The following is a 20,338-nucleotide window of genomic DNA, read 5'->3' as shown; positions in this document are numbered from 1 at the left end:
TCCATGTCATCGTCTGCGCTTGACCAAATATGTGCGTAGCGCACATGTTTGGTCAAGTTGTTTTTTGTGCGCAGCGCACATATTGTTCGATTCATGGAAACCGGAATCGCGAATTTACTGGGAGCGCTTTCGCTCGCCGTCATGGATCGTATCGAGCAGGGCGCGCGCGAGGTCATAGGCCGCGGCGGTGAGACGCCCGCGGCACTCGTCGTGATCGGCTACGGCCAGGGCATGACCAACGACAAGCTCCGGCGGATCCTTGGCCTGTCGCATTCCGGAACCGTTCGTCTGGTCGACCGTCTGGTTTCGGATCGGCTGGTCGAACGCAGGCCGGGAAAGGACGGCCGCGAGATTGCCTTGTACCTGACGGCCACGGGCGCGGCGGCCCGGAATGACCTGATGGCATCCCGGATTTCGGCCGTTGCGTCGCTCCTGGATGTGTTGTCGCCGGCCGAAACCAAACGGCTGGGAACGCTGATCCATGACCTGCTGGCAAGGCAGGACACCTCCGAGATGGACCGCTTCACGATCTGCCGCAGGTGCGACGACAGGGTGTGCACCAATTGCCCGTTGCCGACGAACAAGAGCAAGCGCGACCGCTAGCGCAAGGCGGCGCACGCGGCGGCCGCGAGCTGAAGCCTACTTCGCGGGCACCTCGCTGGTGGCGAAGATCGTAAATAGTATGATGTATGCAAGACGCTATTTCGCGGCGAGGAATGCAGTCAGCTCTCCGCAATTATCCGCGCTTGATCTCGCCTGATGGCTCTGTTTGGATGAGTTTGTCGGGGCAATCGCATTTCGGATAATCATGGTGGATGAAATCAACGGATACCGTCGGTCAATGGATGCTCGTTCGCGGGAAAGCATCGCGACCGTCCACCGCACTGGCATCGGCAATCGGCTGCTGGCGGCGTTGCCGCCTGCGGATCTCGCTCTGCTGACGCCTTACTTCCAGAAGGTCTCGTTCGAAGCCGATGCCGTCCTGGTGCGGTCGGGCGACGAGCTCGACCCGGTTTATTTTCCCCATAGCGGCGCAATCGCCTTCATGCTCGATATGCCGGACGGGCAATCGGTCGCAACCACCTTGATGGGACGGGAAGGGGCTTTGGCATCGTTTTCCGTGCTCGGCCCGTCGCTTTCATCCGTGACCGCGATTGCTCGCATGGCCGGCACGGCGTCGCTGATCTCCGCCGCCAAATTCAGGGCTGCCTATGCACAAAGCGCGGCCATCAGGAATGTCGTGCAGGTCCACGCCCGCGCGCTGTTATTGCAGCTCCAGCACGTCGCCGCTTGCAACGCGCTGCACCGGGTGGATGGCCGCCTGGCACGGTGGCTGCTGCAGCTTCACGACCGCGTTCCCGACGACCCTCTTCCGGTGACGCAGGAGGCGCTCGCGCAATTGCTCGGGGTGCGGCGCACGACCGTGACTCTGACGATGAACAAGCTACGCGAGGCCGGCGCCGTCCCATACGACCGGCGCGGGCTCATCAAGATCGATCGCGCTCGGCTCGAGAAGCTCGCATGCGATTGTTATGCGCTCATGCAGCACAACATCGATCGAATGTATTGCCAGGAATTGTCGGTGCCGCAGCCTGCCCATCCGCCGTTCCGGCAAAGCGCCTTCGTCGCCTCCGACGGAGCGAGTGGTGAATCCAGAGCCGTTTCGCGGGCGGGAAAATAGAGAGCAGAGCCTGGAATCGCGCTTGGCAGTGCTCGACTGCACGCCAGCGACGAAAATGGCACTACAACTCTCCAGCCGCTTTCAGCCCGACGCCAACCCCGTCCTCCGCCGCAAATCCGTGATCGCGCGCAGAAAGCTGTCGGCCGGCGTGGTCTCGGGATCGATCAGCCGGTGCAGGCGAAAACCGTCTTCGAGCGCGAGCACGACGGAGGCCATCCAGGGCGGGTTCAGACTGTCATTGCGGCCGTTGCTCTTCAACGTCGCCTCGACGATGTCGGCGATCAGCTTGCGCCGCGCGCGCAGGCGCTTGGCAAGCTCCGGGCGGCGCTTCTCGGCGCGCGCGACGAACAGGATCATCTCCATGTGCAGCAGCGGCGAGCGGCCGAGCGGATCCTGCTTGCTGCGATCCATCGTCTTCAGTGCCGCGATGAAATCGTCGAGATTGTCGTGCTGCGCGAGGATGTCGAGGTTGCGGCGGATCGACTGCTCGACATGGTCCTCGAGCATGGCGATGATCAATTCGTCCTTGCTCTTGAAGTTGGAATAGAACGCCCCGCGGGTGAAGCCCGCCGCGGCCGCGATCGCCTCGATGCTGGCGCCGCCGATGCCGTCTTCCTCGAACACGCGCGCGGCCGCCTCGAACAGCCTGTCGCGCGTATCGTCCCTGGTCGGCCTGGTTCTCACCCTTGACATCCCGGCAGCTTAGGGCAGAATGCAACTCGATACAACAATGTATCGAGTTGATAATTCCAAGGGATGGTTACGCCGGGCTGTGGGGCAGCCTTGCGTATTCGTATCATGCGGCAACCGATTGAGGTCACCATGAACGAGCAAGTGCAAGGCGCGAACGGCGATCCGTTGTTCAACCCGCTGTCGCCGGACTTCATCCGCGATCCCTATCCGCATTACGACCGGTTGCGCACGATGGATCCGATCCATGTGACGCCGTTCGGCCAGTTCGTCACCAGCCGCCACGCCGAGGTCAGCCTCGTGCTGCGCGACAGGCGTTTCGGCAAGGATTTCGTCGAGCGCTCGAAGCGCCGCTATAGCGAAAAGATCATGGACGTGTTCCGCAGCATGAGCCACTGGATGCTGCAGGCCGATCCGCCTGACCACACCCGCTTGCGGGGCCTGGTCGTGAAGGCCTTCACCGCCCGCCGCGTCGAGGACATGCGCCCGCGCATCCAGGAAATCGTCGACCAGACCATCGACGCCGTGATCGATCGCGGCCACATGGACCTGATCGAGGATTTCGCCTTCCGCCTGCCCGTCACCATCATCTGCGACATGCTCGGCATCCCCGAGGAGCACCGCGAAACCTTCTACAAGAGCTCGCGCGACGGCGGGCGGCTGCTCGACCCGGTGCCGCTCTCGCCGGAGGAGATCAGCCAAGGCAACGCCGGCAACCTGATGGCGCAGATGTATTTCCAGCAGCTGTTCGAGCTGCGCCGCCGCAGTCCCGGCGACGATCTCATCACCCAGCTCGTGCAGGCCGAGGAGGACGGCAACAAGCTCACCAACGAGGAATTGACCGCCAACATCATCCTCTTGTTCGGTGCCGGCCACGAGACCACCGTCAATTTGATTGGCAACGGCCTCTTGGCACTCCACCGCAATCCGGACCAGCTCGCGCTCCTGAAGGCGCGACCGGAGTTGATGGTGGGCGCGATCGAGGAATTTTTGCGCTACGATTCCTCGGTGCAGATGACCGGGCGCGTCGCGCTGGAGGACATCGACGATCTCGGCGGCGTGAAGATCCCCAAGGGCGAGACCGTGCTCTGCCTGCTCGGCTCGGCCAACCGCGATCCGGCGGTCTATCCTGACCGGCCCGACCGGCTGGACGTCACCCGCCAGAATGTGAAGCCGCTGTCGTTCGGCGGCGGCATCCATTTCTGCCTGGGGGCCCAATTGGCGCGCATCGAGGCCGAGATCGCCATCGCGACGCTGCTCCGCCGGCTGCCGGATTTGCGCATCGACGACGTCGTAAACCCGCAGTGGCGGCCGACCTTCGTGCTGCGCGGCCTGACGCGGCTGCCGGCGAGCTGGTGAGGGCGCTCAGCGTTAACCTCCGCGCGCAACAGTCGCTGTGACTTCGCCACACTTGCCCCTATATAAGGGGCTGTTCCGGCCCGCCTGAAGCCTTCCCAGGGCAAGGTCTGGTCCGGGCGCCGTTTTGGCCGAGGGGAGACCCGTGCAGACGACGCTGCTCGGATTGGCGATTGCCTTCATCATTGCGCTTTTGGCCGCGCTGATCGGGCCTTACTTCATCGACTGGAACCAGTTCAGGCCCCAGTTCGAGGCGGAGGCCAGCCGGATCATCGGCGTGCCGGTGCGGGTGGCGGGCGCGCTCGATGCACGGCTGTTGCCGGCGCCGACGCTGCGGCTGCGTTCGGTCACCTTCGGCGGCAACAACGATCTCGGCCGGCTGCGCGCCGACAAGCTCGACGTCGAGTTCAGCCTGGGCCCGCTCATGCGCGGTGAATGGCGTGCAACGGAGCTTTCGGTCGGCGGCATGGCGGTCGATCTCGGCCTGGACGCGCGCGGGCGGGTCGATCTGCCGTCCACTGCGAGCGGCGCCTTCAATCTCGGCTCACTCGCCATCGAGCGGCTCAATCTCACCGGCCGCATCGCCCTGCACGATGCCGCCAGCCGCTCGACGCTGGAGCTGAGCGATATCGCCTTTTCCGGCGACGTGCGCTCGCTCGCGGGCTCGGTGCGCGGGGACGGCCGCTTCACCGCCAATGGGGTGCGCTATCCCTTCCGCATCTCCTCCGGCCCGACCGCCGACGGCAACGCCACCCGCCTCCATCTCAACATCGATCCGGGCGAGCGTGCCATCCTCGCCGATCTCGAAGGCGTGCTCGCCTTCGAGAACCGCTTGCCGAAATTCGACGGCGCGCTGACGCTCGCCGTGCCCGCGACAAAGAAAGCAGGCGAGGCTGGGCCGATGCCCTGGAAGCTCACGACCAAGCTCAAGGCCGATCCGGCCGGCGCCAAATTCGACCAGATAGAGGCCAGCTACGGCGTCGAGGACGCCGCGCTGAAGCTCGGCGGTGTCGGCGACCTCAAATTCGGCGCCTCGCCGCTGCTGCGCGCGGTGCTCTCGGCGCGGCAGGTCGATGCCGACAAGCTGACGGCCAAGGATGCTGCCAAGGATGCTGCCAAGGACGATGCCGATCCGCAGCGCGTCCTACCGGCGCTGCGCGCAGGGCTGGCCGCGATCCCGCAGGCGCCGATCCCGGCGCAGTTCGAATTCAACTCCGACCAGATCATGCTCGGTGGCCGTCCGCTCCAGAACATCAGCGCCGAGCTTCAGACTGACGGACGGTCCTGGACCTTCCAGCGGCTCGAGCTGCGTGCGCCGGGCATGACGCAGCTCTCGCTCAACGGCGCAGCTCCCGGCGCCGACAGCTTTAGCGGCCGCCTCAACGTCGAGTCGTCCGATCCTGACACGCTGGTGGCCTGGCTTCAGGGCCGCAGCGAGGTCAACCGCCGCAGCACGCGGCCGCTGCGCCTTGCGGGCGACGTGACGATTGCCGCCAACCATCTCGCCATCGACAGGCTGAAGGCCGAGATCGAGGGCGGCGCGGTCGAAGGCCGTATCGCCTTCGTCCAGACCGGCGCCAGCAAGGGCTCGCGGATCGATGCCGAACTCAAGGCCGACCGTCTCGACCTCGACGCCGCTGCAAGTTTTGTGCGCGCGCTCGCCGGGCCGCAGGGCGAATGGCCGGAGGAGGCAAAGCTCTCGCTCAATATCGGCCGCGCCATCTCCGCAGGACAGGAGCTGCGGCCCTTCATGGCAAAGCTCGGCTACGGCCCGGCGTCGCTGTCGCTGGAACAGTTGCGGTTCGGCCAGGCCAGCGGCGTGACCACGGAGGCGAACGGCAGTTTTGATCGCACGAATGCCACCGGCAAGCTCGCCTTGAAGTCGTCAGCGAATTCGCTGCGCGAGCTGACCGCGCTGATCGAGCCGTTTGCGCCCGCGGTGCATGCGCGCTTCGATGCCATGCCGGCATTGCCAGGTGCGACGCGCCTGAAGCTCGACCTCAGCCTCGACAAGAACGCCGAGCATGCCGATCGCAGCAACGCCCGCGTTGTGTTCGATCTTGACGCGCCGCAGCTCAAGGCGACCGCGACGCTGGCCGCGCAGACGCCGGTGGCCGCCGTCAGCGGCATCGACATCGACCGCCTGCGCAACAGCGACTTCACGCTCGATTCGAAAGTATCGACGCCGCAGGCCGGCGCACTGGTGGCGCTGCTCGGTCTGGATCGCATCGTGGCCGCAGGTGAGGGCGCTTCGCAGTTCGAAGGCAAGCTGACTGGCACCTGGCAGAAGCCGCTGCAATTGAGTGCAAAACTCAGCGGCGGCGGGCTGGACGCGGATGCGCAAGGCAATTTTGACTGGTCGGCATCCAAGGGCAGTGCGAACCTGCGCGTGCGCAACGCCAATCTGGCGCCGCTGTTCGGAACCAGCTCCGCCGGCAAATCAGCGCAGAGCGTCAACCTGTCCGCGCGCGTTGGCCTGTCCGGCAATCGGCTGATCTTCGACGATCTCGACAGCACCGTTTCAGGCTCGCATCTGCGCGGTCATCTTGCGGTGACGCTGGATCAGGAACGGAGTGTCGATGGCGAGGTGGGCCTCGATTCGCTCGATGTTGCGCCGACGCTCGCGATGGCGATCGGCGCGGCCGGACATGATGCCGGCGAGCCGCTGAATGCGGGGCTCATCGGTGGCTGGCGCGGCCGCATCGCCTTCCAGGCGCTGCGCGGAACGCTGCCCGGCGGCATCGAGCTGCGCCCCTTCGCGGGCACGATCCGCGGCGACGGCCAGTCGCTCGCGCTCGATGCGCTCAAGGGCGGCATCGGCGGCGGCGAGATGTCGGCAAGTCTCGATGCGCGCAACGGCGCCAATGGCCTGGCGTTGAATGCGCGCATCGATCTCAGCAATGTCGATGCAGCGACGCTGCGCTACCGCGACCTCGCGCTGCCCAAGGGACGCGCCTCGATGCAGATGGCGCTGACGAGCCAAGGCCGCAGCGTCGCGGCGCTGACCGGTGCGCTCGCCGGCAACGGCACGGTGACGCTCGACTCCGCCGAGATTGCCGGCCTCAATCCCCGCGCGTTCGAGATCGCCATCCGCGCCAGCGACGGCGGCCAGGTCAGCGACGACAACAGGCTGCGGCAGCTGGTCGAGCCTGCGCTGTCGGCAGGCCCGATCGCGGTGGCCTCGGCGCAGATCCCGTTCACGATCCGCGATGGGCGGCTGCGCGTCGGCGCGACGCCGCTGGAAGCGAAGAACGCCCGCGCCATCGTCTCCGGCGGCTACGACATTCCCGCCGACCAGGCCGACATCCGCGCCAGCCTGACGCCGATCATGACCGGGCTCTCCGGCGCTCCGCCGGAGATTCAGCTGTTCGCGGCAGGCCCGCCCGACAAGCTGAGCCGCACCGTCGATCTCGCGCCGCTGTCCTCGTGGCTCGCGGTGCGCACGATCGATCGCGAGACCCGCCGGCTCGATGCGATCGAGCGTGGCGAGCCGCCGCCCGCCACCGCCGCGCTGCCGACGCTGGTCGCTCCCGATGCCGCGCCCGAGCCGGCGCCGGCCAATGTGCCGCTGCCGGGGCCGGATCCGCGCCGCGCGCCGGCCAAGTCAAAGGGACCACCGACGCCGAAAGCCCCGCACGCCGCCCCCGCCGCGCCGAGCCCACCGCTCGCAAGCCAGCAGCTTGCGCCGCTGCCGCCGCCGATCGACGTGAAGCCGGCTCCGGGCCCGCCGCCCGCCAAGCCCAAGCCAAAACCGCCGCTGGTGCTGACGCCGCAGAATCCGTAGCCAGATCAGTTTGCGCGGATTGGGCCGCGAACTCGCCCACCTCTCCCGCTTGCGGGAGAGGTCGACGCGCTCAAAGAGCGCGGCGGGTGAGGGCTCTTTCCTACGGGGAATATCCCGGTGGGGAAGCACCCTCTCCCCAGCCTCTCCCGCAAGCGGGATAGGGAGCGCATCTGCTTTGTTGCCTGCCGGTTAACCCATTCCCTCGCATTTGAATGAATTTTGGTCGGCAAAACTGATTTGCCGATTTTACTGAATTCTCGCGTTTGATCTCTAGCGTCGGTTCCTGAGGAATTCGGTGTCCTGCCACGAGCGGCGGGACAGCTCCCGAAGCGCTACCAAGAACTGGGGTTATCGAGATGAACGGGGCGAAGACGCTTCTACAGGATCTGGACGACGCGATCGCGCGCGGCACCGACGAAAGCCGGGCGAAGGCGTTGTGGCATGCGACCGACATCCTGATCACCGGCCGCTACAGCGATGACGAGATCAGCACGTTCGGCGAGGTCATCGGGCGGCTCGCCGACGAAATCGAGGTTGCTGCGCGGGTGCAGCTCTCGGAAGTGATGTCGGCGTGCGACCACGCCCCGTTCAACGTCATCGCAAAGCTCGCGCTCGACGACGAGATCGAGGTCGCCGGCCCCGTTCTGCGCGACTCCACGCGTATCGACGAGAAGATGCTGGTCGAGAGCGCCATGACCAAAGGCCAGGCGCATCTGCTCGCGATCGCCCAGCGCCAGTCGATCGGCGAGGCCGTGACCGACGTGCTGGTCAAGCGCGGCAACCAGGAGGTCGTGACGTCGGTTGCGAAAAACGAGGGCGCGCGCTTCTCCGGCTCGGGCCTGTTGCACATGGTGCGCCGCGCCGAGGGCGACTCGATCCTCGCCGAGCAGCTCGGCCTGCGCAAGGACGTGCCGCGCCACATCTTCCAGCAGCTGATCGCAAAGGCGTCGGAAGACGTCCGCCGCCGCCTCGAGACCGAGCGGCCCGAGATGATGGCGCAGATCCAGAGCTCGGTGACCGAGGTCACCGGCGACCTTCAGTCCAAGTTCGGTCCGTCCTCACGCAGCTATTTCGTCGCCAAGCGCGTGGTGACGACGCAGTACCGCCAGGGCAACCTCAACCAGGATTCGATCTCGAACTATGCGCGCCAGCACCGCTTCGACGAGGTGCAGATCGGCCTGTCGCTGCTGTCGGCGCTGCCGGTGGACGTGATCGAGCGCGCGCTGATGGACCGCAACCGCGAGATGATCCTGGTGCTGTGCAAGGCGCTCGATTTCTCCTGGGACACGACCATGTCGCTGCTGTTCCTCGGTGCCAAGGATCATCTGATCACGGCGCGCGAGCTCCAGGACAATGAGCGTGAGTACGGCCGCCTCAAGATCGAGACCTCGCGCAGCATCTTGAAGTTCTACCAGTCGCGCAAGAACAGCGCGGGTGCCGATGCGGGCCGTCAGCCCGAGCTCCAAGTTCACTGACAGGTACACTGAGGATAAGGGAGTATCTGCAATGTTGCCTCAATTCGGCACCGCGGTTCGCAAGAAGATCAACAAGTCGCCGGCCGCCGATCTCGGCGGCGGTGCGCCGGACAAGGCGTCGGTCGACGTCGCCTGGCTCGTGCTGGAAGCCGCCAACGACCTCGGCGACCACGCCGCGATCGAAGCCTGCCGCCGCGTCATCGACGCTGAGCTGAACGGCACGGTGGCACGCAGCGCGGATGTCGATCTCGTGCTGGGCTATTTCAGGTAAGGCTCGACCGTCGCGTCGGTAGCGGCTGCTTCCACGCCGTCATTGCGAGCGCAGCGAAGCAATCCAGAATCTTTCCGCAGCAGGCAGTCTCGATTGCTTCGCGGAGCCCGTCATCGGGCTGCGCTGCGCGCGGACCCGTTGGCTCGCAATGACGGTGGTTGTCCCTGCTCACCGCCGGATGCGGTAGATCACGACGTCCTCGCCGTGACGGTTCGTGTTCCGCTCCAGCAGATAGTGCGACTTCTCCAACACGCGGCGCGATGCGCCATTCCCGACATAGACGACGCCGATGAGGGATGACAGTGCGAGCTGTGACAGCCCGATGTCCGTCAACGCGCTCGCGATCTCGCTCGCAAATCCCTGGCCCCAGAATTCCCGCTTGAACGCGTAGGCAATCTCGATCTCGTCGACGTCGTCGACGAGGATGTGCCGGATTCCCGCCCGCCCGGCGAATGCCCCGTCTTTCGATCGCAGCGTCCACAGCCCGAAGCCATGCTCGTCCCAATGCGCCATGTTGGTGACGAGATAGGTCTTCGTGACCTCGGGCGCCCGCACCCCGCCGAGATAGCGGGACACCTCGGCATCGAGATGCAGCGCGACGAGGTCGGCGAGGTGATCTTCGTTCAACCTCTCGGCGGTCAGTCTGTCGGTGCTGAAGTGATCCATTGCAGACAGATAGCTGCATTTTGCACCGGATGTCACCACGCCAGCGGGGCACGAAAACTCCCGGAGCGTGTGAAGTGCTTCACACACACGTAGGCGCGCCGGATTTACGGTGTGCTCCAATTCCGCTCGCCAGGGGGCGATGACGGCGTCCTACACTCCGTTGCCACGCTGTTTCCGCGGAGATGGTCTTCATTGCTTCGTTGCAAGGACTCCTCGCAATGATGGGTGGAAGCGGCCATAGCCTAGACCGGGCCGTGCGAGCCGGGTGGGACCATGTAGAGCGTCATCGCGAAGATCGCGTAGATGCAGAGCAGGAGCGCTCCGACGAACCAGGCAGATTGTCCGCCGTTGGTGATGAAGCTAGTCACCACGGCGGCGATCATGACCATGGTCACGGCTCCCGGCCAGAATTGAAGGTCCATGGGCTGCGGGCCGACGAAATAGCTCAGCAACACGAGAACGGGTGCGACGAACAAGGCGATCTGGGATGCGCTTCCGAGCGCGATGCTCACGCTCATGTCGAGCCGGTTCCGGCGTGCCGCGGAAAACGCCACGGCCATTTCGGCCGCAGCGCCGACCAGGGCAACCACGATGAATCCGACGAATGCGGGGGTCATGCCGAGCGTTTCCGCAGCCTTCTGCACCGACTCGACGAAAATCTCGCTCACGAGCGCAACCAGCACCGTGACAATCCCCAGTGTCGGAACGGCGACCGCAACCGGTAGCGCCGGTCCGCCGCTCTCGCCATGGTCGCTGCTCGCAAACAGCTCCTTGTGCGTCTTCAGCGAGAACAGCAGGCTGAGACCGTAGGCCGCAATCAGCAGGACCGCCAAGGCGACGCTCAAGCGCTGCACCGTCGCCTCGTGTCCGGGAAAGTTGAGGTCGGCCACGGCCGAAGGGGATAGCAGAGCGATCGTGGCCATCAGCAGCAGCGCGGAATGGAGCCTGCCACCCGCCCGGTTGTACTCCTGCACGCGATGCCTCAGTCCGCCCAGAAACAGCGATGCGCCCAGCATGAAGAGCGAGTTGGTCACGATCGCACCCGCGATCGAGGCTTTGACCAGCATGTATTGACCGGCCTGCAACGCCGTGACGGCGATGATGAGCTCCGTGAGATTGCCAAGCGTGGCATTCAACAACCCGCCGACTGCATCACCGGTCTTCTCGGCCACGGCCTCCGTTGCGTGGCTGAGCAGGCTCGCGAGCGGCACGATGGCAATCACGGCCAGCACGAACAGCAGCGTATGCGCGTCCGGCATGATGTGCTCGAGCGCGATCACCACCGGCACGACGACCAGCATCCACAGAAGCGGGCTGTGCCGGATTTCCTTGAGCAGCGAATGCATGGTCCGTCCTTCGCGGTCAGGCCTGACGCTGCCGCCGCAGATGGGTCCGGTATTGATCTGGCTCAACGACCTGCGGGCCCTCGAACCGGCGCGAGGTTCGTCGATCCGACGAGCCTCGCACGCGTCTCAATAGCAGGGCGGATAGGGGTAATATCCACAAGCCCGGCGATAGCCATAGGCACCATAGGCTGCAGCTCCGGCCGCTGCTGCACCATAGTAGGCGCGCCGATGGACCCTGCGATTGACGCCAGCAACGCTTCCGGGCGTGAGCGGGCGTCCGACGCGGGCCTCGGCGGTGTCAACGGACACGGCGAGCGCATCCACCGGCGAGGTGCGGAACGACAGAGGCGCTGCCGTGAACAGCGCGGCGGCGACGAACAGTCCGATCAGCTTGGCATGTCCAGTCATGTGCTCTCTCCCTTTGCAGGACGACGAGAAAGCGTGACAGGCCGGTGAGGTGGACCATTGACCGAAATCAATGCGGTCGTAGTTCGAGGGGATCGCAAGCATCGCGCCGAGGGCGCATCTTGCCTTTCTTTCCACGATGCCATCATGCCGGTGTTTTGCCCGACGGGTCAACTGATTTTCCGAATTTTGGCCCAGTTGCCCCATCGACGGTCGGATGACGTTCGCACATGCGTAAGCCATTGATTTCACGACCCCCGTCTACTGTGCATGGGGTTGTTTTCGCAGTTTTTGTTTTGGAACGGGCTTTAGCCCGCGCCTAGCGCGACCGCGGCATTGTAGGTGACGAGGCTCGCCGCATAGGCCAGCACCAGCATGTAGGTGAAGGTCACGGCCATCCAGGCCCAGCTTCCGGTCTCGCGCCGGATCACGGCGAGGGTGGAGGCGCATTGCGGGGCGAAGATGTACCAGGCCAGCATCGACAGGGCGGTCGCGAGCGACCATTTCGTCGCCAGCACCTGGCCGATCTGCTCGGCCGCCTCCTTGCCGCCCTCGATCGCATAGACGGTGCCGAGCGCTGCGACCGCGACCTCGCGCGCCGCCATGCCGGGGATCAGGGCGACCGCGATCTGCCAGTTGAAGCCGACGGGCGCGAGCAGTGGCGCGAGCGCCTTGCCGATCATCGCAGCCAGGCTGAAGTCGATCGCCGGCTCGGTGGCGCCCACCGGCGGCTGCGGAAACGAGGCCAGGAACCAGATCAGCACCATCATCGAGAAGATCGTGGTGCCGGCACGCTGCAAGAACATCTTGGCGCGCGTGTAGATGCCGATCGCGATCGATTTCAGCCGCGGCATCTTGTAGTCCGGCAGCTCCAGCATGAACGGCGCCGGCGCATAGTCGCGCAGCATGAAGAATTTGATCAGGAACGAGACCACAAGCGCGCTGGTGATGCCGGCCGCATAGAGGCCGAACATCACGAGGCCTTGCAGGTTGATGAAGCTCCAGACGTCCCTGGCCGGGATGAAGGCGGAGATGATCAGCGTGTAGACCGGAATACGCGCCGAGCAGGTCATCAGCGGCGCGATCAGGATCGTGGTCAGTCGGTCGCGCTTGTTGTCGATGACGCGCGTTGCCATGATGCCGGGAATGGCGCAGGCAAAGCTCGACAACAGCGGAATGAAGGCACGGCCGTGCAGGCCGGCGCCGCCCATGATGCGGTCCATCAGGAACGCGGCGCGCGCCATGTAGCCGAAATCTTCCAGGAGCAGGATGAACAGGAAGATGATGATGATCTGCGGCAGGAACACGATGACGCTGCCGACGCCCGCGATCACGCCGTTCTGAAGGAAGCTCTGCAACAGACCGTCGGGGAGGGTGGCGTGGACGAACCCGCCGAGTACATCGAAGCCGGACTGCAGCAGCTCCATCAGCGGCTTCGCCCAGGCGAACACCGCCTGGAACATCACGAACAGGATCAGCGCGAGCACGATGAGGCCGGCGACCGGATGCAGCACGACGGCGTCGATCCGCGCGGTCCAGGTGTCGGGGCTCGCAGGCAGGCTGACGCAGTCGGCGATGATGCGGTCGGCCTCGCGCTGGGTCGCGCGCAATTCGCTGACGCTGAGCGCGCGCCAGCTGTTCTCCTGGGGCTCGGCGGCGAGTTTTGCCGCAATCTCGTCGGTCAGAGCCAGCAGATCGGCCGTGCCGCCCTTGCGCACCGCGATCGAGGTGACCACGGGCACGCCGAGCTCCTTGGCGAGCCGCTCCACGTCTACATCGATGCCGCGACGCGTCGCGATGTCGAACATGTTGAGCACGAGGATCATCGGCCGTCCCGTGCGCTTGAGCTCGAGCAGCAGGCGGATGGTCAGGCGCAGATTGGTCGAGTCGGCCACGCACAGCACGAGATCGGGCACTGTCTCGCCGGAGGCCTTGCCGAGCACGAAGTCGCGGGTGATCTCCTCGTCCGGGCTGCGGCCGCGCAGCGAATACGTGCCGGGCAGGTCGACCACGGAGACCTGGCGGCCGAGCGGGGTGACGAAGAAGCCTTCCTTGCGCTCGACCGTGACGCCCGGATAGTTCGCGACCTTCTGCCGGCTGCCGGTCAGGGCATTGAACAGCGAGGTCTTGCCGCTGTTTGGCGTGCCCACCAAGGCGAGATGCAGCAGGGGTAATTCCATGGGAGAAAATATCCGGCCGCTACCTAAGCGACGATGATGGCCATGGCTTCGCGACGACGGACCGCGATGGTGATGTTGTCGACCCGCACGGCGATCGGGTCGCGTCCGACCAGCCCCTCATGCAGGACCTCGACCTGGGCGCCCTCGACGAAGCCGAGCTCGATCAGCCGGCTCTCGAGCTCGATGTCCGAGAGCGCCGAGCCTGCCTCGCGGGCGGACAGATGCTGGATGACGCCGGTATAGCCACGCTGGGCCAGACCCAGCGGCATGTGCGGGCGTATGTCATTGGTGTCGGTCATGCCCTGTATTTTCAATGCAGGGCATTGAGGTCAAGCGCGCTCGCCCGCCGAAGCTGCACCTTAGAGTGATTTTAAAGTGCAGATCGCGGGGCGCTCCGGGAAAGCGCTCCGGCGGCTACTGGGCCGGGACCTTTTCCGGCTGGACGGCCATGGCGCGGCTCTTGAAGTAGTCCAGAACGAACAGGCGGATCGCCGAGGACAAATTGCCCTGCTGGCGGGCGCCGTCGATCTCGCCGACGAGCTCGGACAGCGTCATGTTGCGCAGGCCCGAGATCTCCTTCATGCCGTTCCAGAACGCCTCTTCCAGGCTGACGCTGGTCTTGTGGCCGGCGACGACGATCGATCGTTTCACGACGGGCGACTTCATGGCTGCTCCTCGCGATCGATCCGGTGCTGGTCCAGATGCTCCTTCGCCTGGTCCGCCCGCTTCTCCGCCGCCGACCGCTCCGCCTTCGTGCGACCGAACTTCGCCCGGTTGGCGTCCGCCTGCTTCGCCGAGGCTTCCCGCTCGGCGCGCTTCCTGAAACGATTCAGGTTGATGACGTTCCCCATGCCGTGTCTCCATCACCCGATCCTCTCTGCGCCGGATGAAACATTCAGAAACAGGGCGCCGCATTGCGCCCCAAAAGACTTGATCGCCATTAGCTCGTCCTCGTAATCGGCCCCTCGGGCCATCAAACGATGAATTAGCCCCGTCAAGGGCAGAGGGGCTGCGTAACACGCCGCCCCGCCGCAACATTGACGGTAATCAAATCCCGCGCTCAAAGCCCTATATTTCTGCGGGTCCGGCGTCCGTATCACTACGGATGGCTATCGGAATTCGGAATTTTATCCCGGGCTGGTCATCTTCTCGGGGCGTACCAGGCGGTCGAATTCATCCGCCGAGACGAAGCCGAGTCGCAGCGCCTCTTCCTTCAGCGTGGTTCCGTTGGCATGCGCCGTCTTGGCCACCTTGGCCGCATTGTCGTAGCCGATTTTGGGCGCGAGCGCCGTCACCAGCATCAGCGAGCGCTGCATCAGCTCCTTGATGCGCTTCTCGTCGGCGCGGATGCCGCTGACGCAATGTTCGGTGAAGGAGCGCGCAGCGTCCGCCATCAGGCGGATCGAGTGCAGCATGTTGTAGGCCAGCACGGGCTTGAAGACGTTGAGCTCGAAATGGCCCTGGCTGCCGGCGACGGTGATCGCGGTGTGATTGCCGAACACCTGGCAGCAGACCATGGTCATCGCCTCGCACTGGGTCGGATTGACCTTGCCCGGCATGATCGAGGAGCCCGGCTCATTCTCCGGCAGGATCAGTTCGCCTAGCCCTGAGCGCGGGCCGGATCCGAGCAGGCGGATGTCGTTGGCGATCTTGAACAGGCCCGTCGCCAGCGAATTGATGGCGCCGTGCGCCAGCACATAGGCATCGTTCGAGGCCAGCGCCTCGAATTTGTTGGCGGCGCTGGTGAAGGGGAGCTTCGTGATCCCGGCAACGTGCTTAGCGAACAGTTTTGCAAAGCGCGGCTTCGAGTTGAGGCCGGTGCCGACGGCGGTGCCGCCCTGCGCCAGCGGATAAAGCTCCTTCACCGCGCCCTTGAGGCGGGTGATGCCGCTCTCGACCTGCGCGGCATAGCCGGAAAACTCCTGGCCGAGCGTCAGCGGCGTCGCGTCCTGGGTGTGGGTCCGGCCGATCTTCACGATTTTGGCGAACTCCTTCTCTTTCTTGCGCAGCGCGCGGAGCAGCTCACCGAGCGCAGGAACGAGATCCGCAGTGATGCGGCTCGCCGCCGCGATATGCATCGCCGTGGGAAAAGAGTCGTTCGACGACTGGCTCATGTTGACGTGATCGTTGGGATGCACCGGCTTCTTGGTGCCGAGCTCGCCGCCGAGCAGCTCGTTGGCACGGTTGGCGATGACCTCGTTGAGGTTCATGTTGGTCTGGGTGCCCGAGCCGGTCTGCCACACCACCAGCGGGAAATGATCGTCGAGGCTGCCGTCGATCACCTCGCGCGCGGCACGGATGATGGCATTGGCGCGGCGCTGGTCGAGCAGGCCGAGCTCGCGGTTGGACTGTGCTGCGGCGAGCTTGACGATGCCGAGGGCATGCACGAGCGAGATCGGCATGCGATCCGTCCCGATGCGGAAATTCTGCCGCGAGCGCTCGGTCTGCGCCCCCCAATAGCGGTCGGCGGCGACCTCGATCGGACCAAAACTGTCGGTCTCGGTGCGGGTGGCGGGGCGAGCAGTCTTCGAGCGGGCAGTTTTGGCCATGAGCACATCCATTCCGCCGCGCGAAATGCCGCGCGGGCCTCTTGATATGCTCTTCTATATAGGGAGTCTGGCCGTGTGCGACGGGGGCGGGCCCAACCTAGATCATTTCTTGCGGAAACGATCGAGCCGCACGACTTCGGCGCCGCCCTGGTTTGGGGCCGCCGGCTCCTCCGCGCTTTCCGCCGGCTCAGCGGCAGACGCGGGGACCGCGACGGCCGACGGTGCGGGTGCTGCCGGCAAACTCTCGGGCGCCACCTCGGCGACGTCGGAGGTGTCGAACTGGAGTCCGAATTTCACGGACGGATCGAGGAAGCTCTTGATGGCGCTGAACGGCACCACCAGTCGCTCTGGAATGCCGCCGAAGGACAGGCCGACCTCGAACCGGTCCTCGAGCACGGTCAGATCCCAGAACTGGTGCTGGAGGATGATCGTCATCTCTTCCGGATATTGCGCGAGCAACCGCGACGACAGCTTCACGCCCTCGGCCTTCGACACGAAGGTGATGAAGAAATGGTGCTCACCCGGCAGGCCATGGGCCGCGGCATCGGTCAGCACCTTGCGCAGCACACCGCGCAGCGCGTCGCGGGCCAGCACATCGTATCGGATATGATCGGTCGCCATGGTGGTCCTGTTGCATCCCCGAAGCCGGACCCTGCCGGTCCGACTCGCCAAGCCGCAATAGTATCGCGCCTGACGGGTCAGCAGGAGTCCCCGCCGTGGAAGAAATCAAAAAGCAAAGTGGAGGCTTCTGTTGCCAGGTGCCTCCGAACCCCGCCTAGCGGAGCTTAACCCGCTAGGACTTTAGAGTGGTCTTTCAAACTGCGTTACGCAGCCTGAGCAACCGGAGCAAAGTTGTCGTTGGCAACTATTGCAGTAGCCCGATAACGGCGGAACAATACCGGGAAAAAGTACGCCCTTTACGCCCTCGTCGATCCTATTTCGCCCCCGCCAAAGCCCGCTTCTAGGCCTGCCCGTGGGTGGGCTTTGGTGGAGGCGCCGGGTACCGCCCCCGGGTCCGAATGGTTTATTGCGACGACCGTTTATTTCCATAGCCGGCGAACCGGCATCCCCAATATAGGGCGCAAAGCTTTCGAAAAACAGGGGTTTCGAGCGAATTGGCTGCGGTTCCTTTGGATAGTTCGGGCCCGTCTTGGCCGTGGCGCGATCCTCGTTCCTAAGCGTCTGACATGTCCCCGGATTCAGCACTGGCCGTCCAAGACCGCGGCGGCGGCGCCGGAGATGCACCGTATCGCGGTCGAGGTGCATCACTGGATGAGCGACAGCCGTTCACTGACGCCTATGCGATCGTGCACCTCTCGTCCGGTGCGAACGTGCTTATCGTGACGTTAATGGGCTACGGCGGCGAGCGCCCTGCGACCGATCGCACAATTGCTGCACTGCTCCTGACCGCGATGGTTGCGGTGATCGCATCGGTTTCGCGCATCAATCCACTCTGGTTCCTGCATGCTGGGGGTTGTTGGGTTTTGCTGGCATTGTGTGATGAAAATCGCTAGGCAATGATCCGGGCGGGGGATCCAGTTCCAGCCGATTTAGAACAACAGTGCTCGTGACTTACGGGTCGCGGAGGAGACAGGCATGGCCGACACGATGGGCCACTCAGCGACAGCCACTCGAAACACAAAGCTGGCGCTCGGTTTTTGTCTGCTGGCGATTGCGCCGCAGATTTTCGAATTGATCTGGTCGATCGGGACGATCTTCGGCTGGGGCACCGGCCGCGGCCCGGCAACGGTCGTCACCAGCCACGCGACGGCGCTGCTCGCCGGAGCGCCCAGCGCGATCTTCGGGTCGCTCGGTGGCGGTGCCAAGAAGGTGTCGACCGAGGTGCTGCTGGCACTGATCTATTCCTATCCGCTATTTGTGGTGGCGATCCTCACGCTGTTCATGACGATCCGGTCGGCGCAGGACTATGTCGGCGGCATCGTCCTGATGGCGGTCGCCCTGTTCGCGCTATGGGCGTCGAGTGATTTGCAGGGCATGCGCGGCTTCTCCTTCGGCGCGGGGACCGCGCCGCGCATGTTCGGCGGCCTGCTGGTCGCCTTGTCCGCCGGCATCGCCTTGACGGGCCTCCTGACGGAGGGAGCCCCGCTTTCCCATTACTCCTGGCGGGGACCGCTGTTTGTGGTGGCGGCGATCCTCTTCTTTGCGCTGGCGATCCGGCCCCTCGGCCTCGTGGTCACGGCCTTCCTAAGCTTCATGATCGCGGCGACCGGATCGAATGAGACGCGCTGGCTTGAAGCGGCGATCGTCGGCGCCTGCCTGACGGTTGGTTGCGCGATCCTGTTTCCATACGTGCTCGGGCTGCCGATGCCGATGTTTCCGCGTTTCCTGATCCAGTGAGGGCGTGATGGATATCTTTGCCAACCTCGCTCACGGCTTCGCCGTCGCGTTCTCCCCGATCAACCTTCTGATGTGCCTGATCGGCGCCCTGGTCGGGACGCTGGTCGGCGTGCTCCCGGGCATCGGCACCATCGCAACGGTCGCGATGCTGCTGCCGATCACCTTTGGATTGCCGCCAGTCGGCGCGCTGATCATGCTCGCCGGCATCTATTACGGCGCCCAGTACGGCGGCTCGACCACGTCGATCCTGGTCAACATACCCGGTGAGGCGACATCGGTCGTCACCGCCATCGACGGCCACCAGATGGCGAGGCAAGGCCGCGCCGGCCCGGCGCTGGCGATCGCCGCGATCGGCTCGTTCTTCGCCGGCTGCGTCGCGACCGTCTTGATTGCCGTCCTCGGCGCGCCGCTCACGAAACTCGCGCTGGCGTTCGGCCCGGCCGAATATTTCTCGCTGATGGTGCTCGGCCTGATCTTCGCGGTGGTGCTGGCCAAGGGCTCGGTGCTGAAGGCGATCGCCATGATCGTATTCGGTCTGTTGCTCTCGATGGTCGGCTCGGACATCGAGACCGGCGCCTCGCGCATGGCCTTCAACATTCCGGAACTCGCCGACGGCCTCGGCTTTGCGACGGTGGCGATGGGCGTATTCGGTTTTGCCGAGATCATCCGCAATCTCGACGCTGGCGCCGAGATGAGCCGCGATCTCGTGCAGCAGAAGATTACAGGTCTGATGCCGACCAGGAAGGATCTGGTCGACTCGACGCCCGCCATCCTGCGCGGCACCGTACTCGGCTCGATCCTCGGCATCTTGCCCGGCGGCGGTGCGACCATCGCATCATTCGGGGCTTATACGCTCGAGAAGAAGCTCGCCAAGAACCCGTCGCGGTTCGGCCGCGGCGCGATTGAAGGCGTGGCCGGGCCGGAGAGTGCCAACAACGCCGCGGCGCAGACCTCCTTCATCCCGCTGCTCACCCTCGGCATCCCGCCGAACGCGGTGATGGCGCTGATGGTGGGCGCGATGACCATCCACGGCATCGTGCCGGGTCCGCAGGTGATGCAGAAGCAGCCGGATCTCGTCTGGGGCATGATCGCCTCGATGTGGATCGGCAATCTGATGCTGATCATCATCAATCTGCCGCTGGTCGGAATCTGGGTCCGGCTGCTGCGCGTGCCGTACCGGCTGATGTTTCCCTCGATCGTGATCTTCTGCGCGATCGGCATCTATTCGGTGAACAACGCGCCGGTCGACGTCATCCTCGCGGGTGTGTTCGGCCTCGTCGGTTACTGGCTGATCAAGCACGATTTCGAGCCGGCGCCCCTGCTGCTCGGCATGGTGCTGGGACCGCTGATGGAAGAGAACCTGCGCCGTGCGCTGCTGATCTCGCGCGGCGACTGGAGCGTGTTCCTGACGCGTCCGTTGTCGGCAGTGCTGCTCGCGGTGGCGGCGACTCTTCTTGTCCTTACGGTGCTGCCGGTCTTGCGCGCCAAGCGCGATGAGGTGTTCACCGAGTCCGAGAACTGAGGCGCCGCCCTGCGTCGGCGCCGCGCCCTGCGTCGGCGCGCCGCATTCGGAAGTC

Annotated in this window: 19 protein-coding genes and 1 other RNA gene; 9 read left to right on the top strand and 11 right to left on the bottom strand. The window is 64.9% G+C overall.

Features of this window, described 5'->3' with window-relative positions:
* The first annotated feature begins 48 nt into the window (after positions 1 to 48).
* Positions 49 to 603 (top strand): MarR family winged helix-turn-helix transcriptional regulator, encoded by a 555-nt coding sequence (locus tag XH85_RS37795; protein ID WP_245473509.1) that lies wholly within the window; start codon positions 49 to 51, stop codon positions 601 to 603.
* 238 nt (positions 604 to 841) lie between these two features.
* Positions 842 to 1,681 (top strand): Crp/Fnr family transcriptional regulator, encoded by an 840-nt coding sequence (locus tag XH85_RS37790; protein WP_128937568.1) that lies wholly within the window; start codon positions 842 to 844, stop codon positions 1,679 to 1,681.
* Between the two features lie 81 nt (positions 1,682 to 1,762).
* Here XH85_RS37790 and XH85_RS37785 read toward each other — a convergent pair whose 3' ends face one another.
* Positions 1,763 to 2,374: a TetR/AcrR family transcriptional regulator gene (locus tag XH85_RS37785; RefSeq protein WP_128935981.1), complete on the bottom strand. Its 612-nt coding sequence runs from the start codon at positions 2,372 to 2,374 to the stop codon at positions 1,763 to 1,765.
* A gap of 129 nt (positions 2,375 to 2,503) precedes the next feature.
* Here XH85_RS37785 and XH85_RS37780 point away from each other — a divergent pair, with 129 nt between their 5' ends.
* The 4 genes from XH85_RS37780 to XH85_RS37765 all read left to right on the top strand — a co-directional run bounded on the left by XH85_RS37780 (position 2,504) and on the right by XH85_RS37765 (position 9,257).
* Positions 2,504 to 3,730 (top strand): cytochrome P450, encoded by a 1,227-nt coding sequence (locus tag XH85_RS37780; protein WP_164940308.1) that lies wholly within the window; start codon positions 2,504 to 2,506, stop codon positions 3,728 to 3,730.
* Between the two features lie 142 nt (positions 3,731 to 3,872).
* Positions 3,873 to 7,511, top strand: a complete 3,639-nt coding sequence (locus XH85_RS37775; RefSeq protein WP_128935979.1) for an AsmA family protein — start codon at positions 3,873 to 3,875, stop codon at positions 7,509 to 7,511.
* Between the two features lie 356 nt (positions 7,512 to 7,867).
* Positions 7,868 to 8,986 carry a DUF2336 domain-containing protein gene (locus XH85_RS37770; protein ID WP_128935978.1) on the top strand — a complete coding sequence of 373 codons (1,119 nt, stop codon included), beginning with the start codon at positions 7,868 to 7,870 and terminating at the stop codon, positions 8,984 to 8,986.
* A gap of 31 nt (positions 8,987 to 9,017) precedes the next feature.
* Entirely contained in the window at positions 9,018 to 9,257 is a 240-nt protein-coding gene (locus XH85_RS37765) for a hypothetical protein (RefSeq protein WP_100234818.1), read from the top strand.
* Positions 9,258 to 9,425: 168 nt separating this feature from the next.
* On the opposite strand, the gene XH85_RS37760 is transcribed toward XH85_RS37765, so the two are convergent.
* The 10 genes from XH85_RS37760 to ssrA form a co-directional block, all read right to left on the bottom strand.
* Complete coding sequence (locus XH85_RS37760) at positions 9,426 to 9,923, bottom strand: GNAT family N-acetyltransferase (RefSeq protein ID WP_128935977.1); 498 nt, start codon at positions 9,921 to 9,923, stop codon at positions 9,426 to 9,428.
* Positions 9,924 to 10,165: 242 nt separating this feature from the next.
* Complete coding sequence (gene cax / locus XH85_RS37755) at positions 10,166 to 11,269, bottom strand: calcium/proton exchanger (RefSeq protein WP_128935976.1); 1,104 nt, start codon at positions 11,267 to 11,269, stop codon at positions 10,166 to 10,168.
* Between the two features lie 126 nt (positions 11,270 to 11,395).
* Positions 11,396 to 11,677, bottom strand: coding sequence for a hypothetical protein (locus tag XH85_RS37750; RefSeq protein WP_128935975.1), 282 nt, complete (start codon positions 11,675 to 11,677; stop codon positions 11,396 to 11,398).
* 305 nt (positions 11,678 to 11,982) lie between these two features.
* Positions 11,983 to 13,854, bottom strand: a complete 1,872-nt coding sequence (gene feoB / locus XH85_RS37745) for a ferrous iron transporter B (protein ID WP_128935974.1) — start codon at positions 13,852 to 13,854, stop codon at positions 11,983 to 11,985.
* A gap of 23 nt (positions 13,855 to 13,877) precedes the next feature.
* A complete protein-coding gene (locus tag XH85_RS37740) occupies positions 13,878 to 14,153 on the bottom strand; it encodes a FeoA family protein (protein ID WP_128935973.1) in 276 nt (91 codons plus the stop codon).
* Positions 14,154 to 14,268: 115 nt separating this feature from the next.
* Positions 14,269 to 14,520: a ribbon-helix-helix domain-containing protein gene (locus XH85_RS37735; protein ID WP_084805126.1), complete on the bottom strand. Its 252-nt coding sequence runs from the start codon at positions 14,518 to 14,520 to the stop codon at positions 14,269 to 14,271.
* On the bottom strand, positions 14,517 to 14,705 hold the full coding sequence (locus XH85_RS37730) for a DUF4169 family protein (protein ID WP_091879047.1): 189 nt from the start codon (positions 14,703 to 14,705) through the stop codon (positions 14,517 to 14,519). Before XH85_RS37730 ends, XH85_RS37735 begins: the two co-directional genes overlap by 4 nt.
* Positions 14,706 to 14,981: 276 nt before the next feature.
* Entirely contained in the window at positions 14,982 to 16,415 is a 1,434-nt protein-coding gene (gene fumC / locus XH85_RS37725) for a class II fumarate hydratase (protein WP_128935972.1), read from the bottom strand.
* Between the two features lie 90 nt (positions 16,416 to 16,505).
* Entirely contained in the window at positions 16,506 to 17,024 is a 519-nt protein-coding gene (locus XH85_RS37720) for an SspB family protein (RefSeq protein WP_091879040.1), read from the bottom strand.
* Between the two features lie 116 nt (positions 17,025 to 17,140).
* Positions 17,141 to 17,507: a transfer-messenger RNA gene (ssrA, locus tag XH85_RS37715) on the bottom strand.
* Between the two features lie 83 nt (positions 17,508 to 17,590).
* Here ssrA and XH85_RS37710 point away from each other — a divergent pair.
* The 3 genes from XH85_RS37710 (at position 17,591) to XH85_RS37700 (ending at position 20,283) form a co-directional block, all read left to right on the top strand.
* Positions 17,591 to 17,917: a hypothetical protein gene (locus XH85_RS37710; RefSeq protein ID WP_245473529.1), complete on the top strand. Its 327-nt coding sequence runs from the start codon at positions 17,591 to 17,593 to the stop codon at positions 17,915 to 17,917.
* Between the two features lie 82 nt (positions 17,918 to 17,999).
* Complete coding sequence (locus XH85_RS37705) at positions 18,000 to 18,761, top strand: tripartite tricarboxylate transporter TctB family protein (RefSeq protein WP_128935971.1); 762 nt, start codon at positions 18,000 to 18,002, stop codon at positions 18,759 to 18,761.
* A 7-nt stretch (positions 18,762 to 18,768) separates the two neighbouring features.
* A complete protein-coding gene (locus XH85_RS37700; RefSeq protein ID WP_164939538.1) occupies positions 18,769 to 20,283 on the top strand; it encodes a tripartite tricarboxylate transporter permease in 1,515 nt (504 codons plus the stop codon).
* Positions 20,284 to 20,338: the final 55 nt, after the last annotated feature.

This window comes from Bradyrhizobium zhanjiangense (assembly GCF_004114935.1).
GTDB lineage: Bacteria > Pseudomonadota > Alphaproteobacteria > Rhizobiales > Xanthobacteraceae > Bradyrhizobium > Bradyrhizobium zhanjiangense.
Note: the sequence above shows the minus strand (reverse complement) of the source record. Positions and strands in the feature narration are given on the sequence as shown.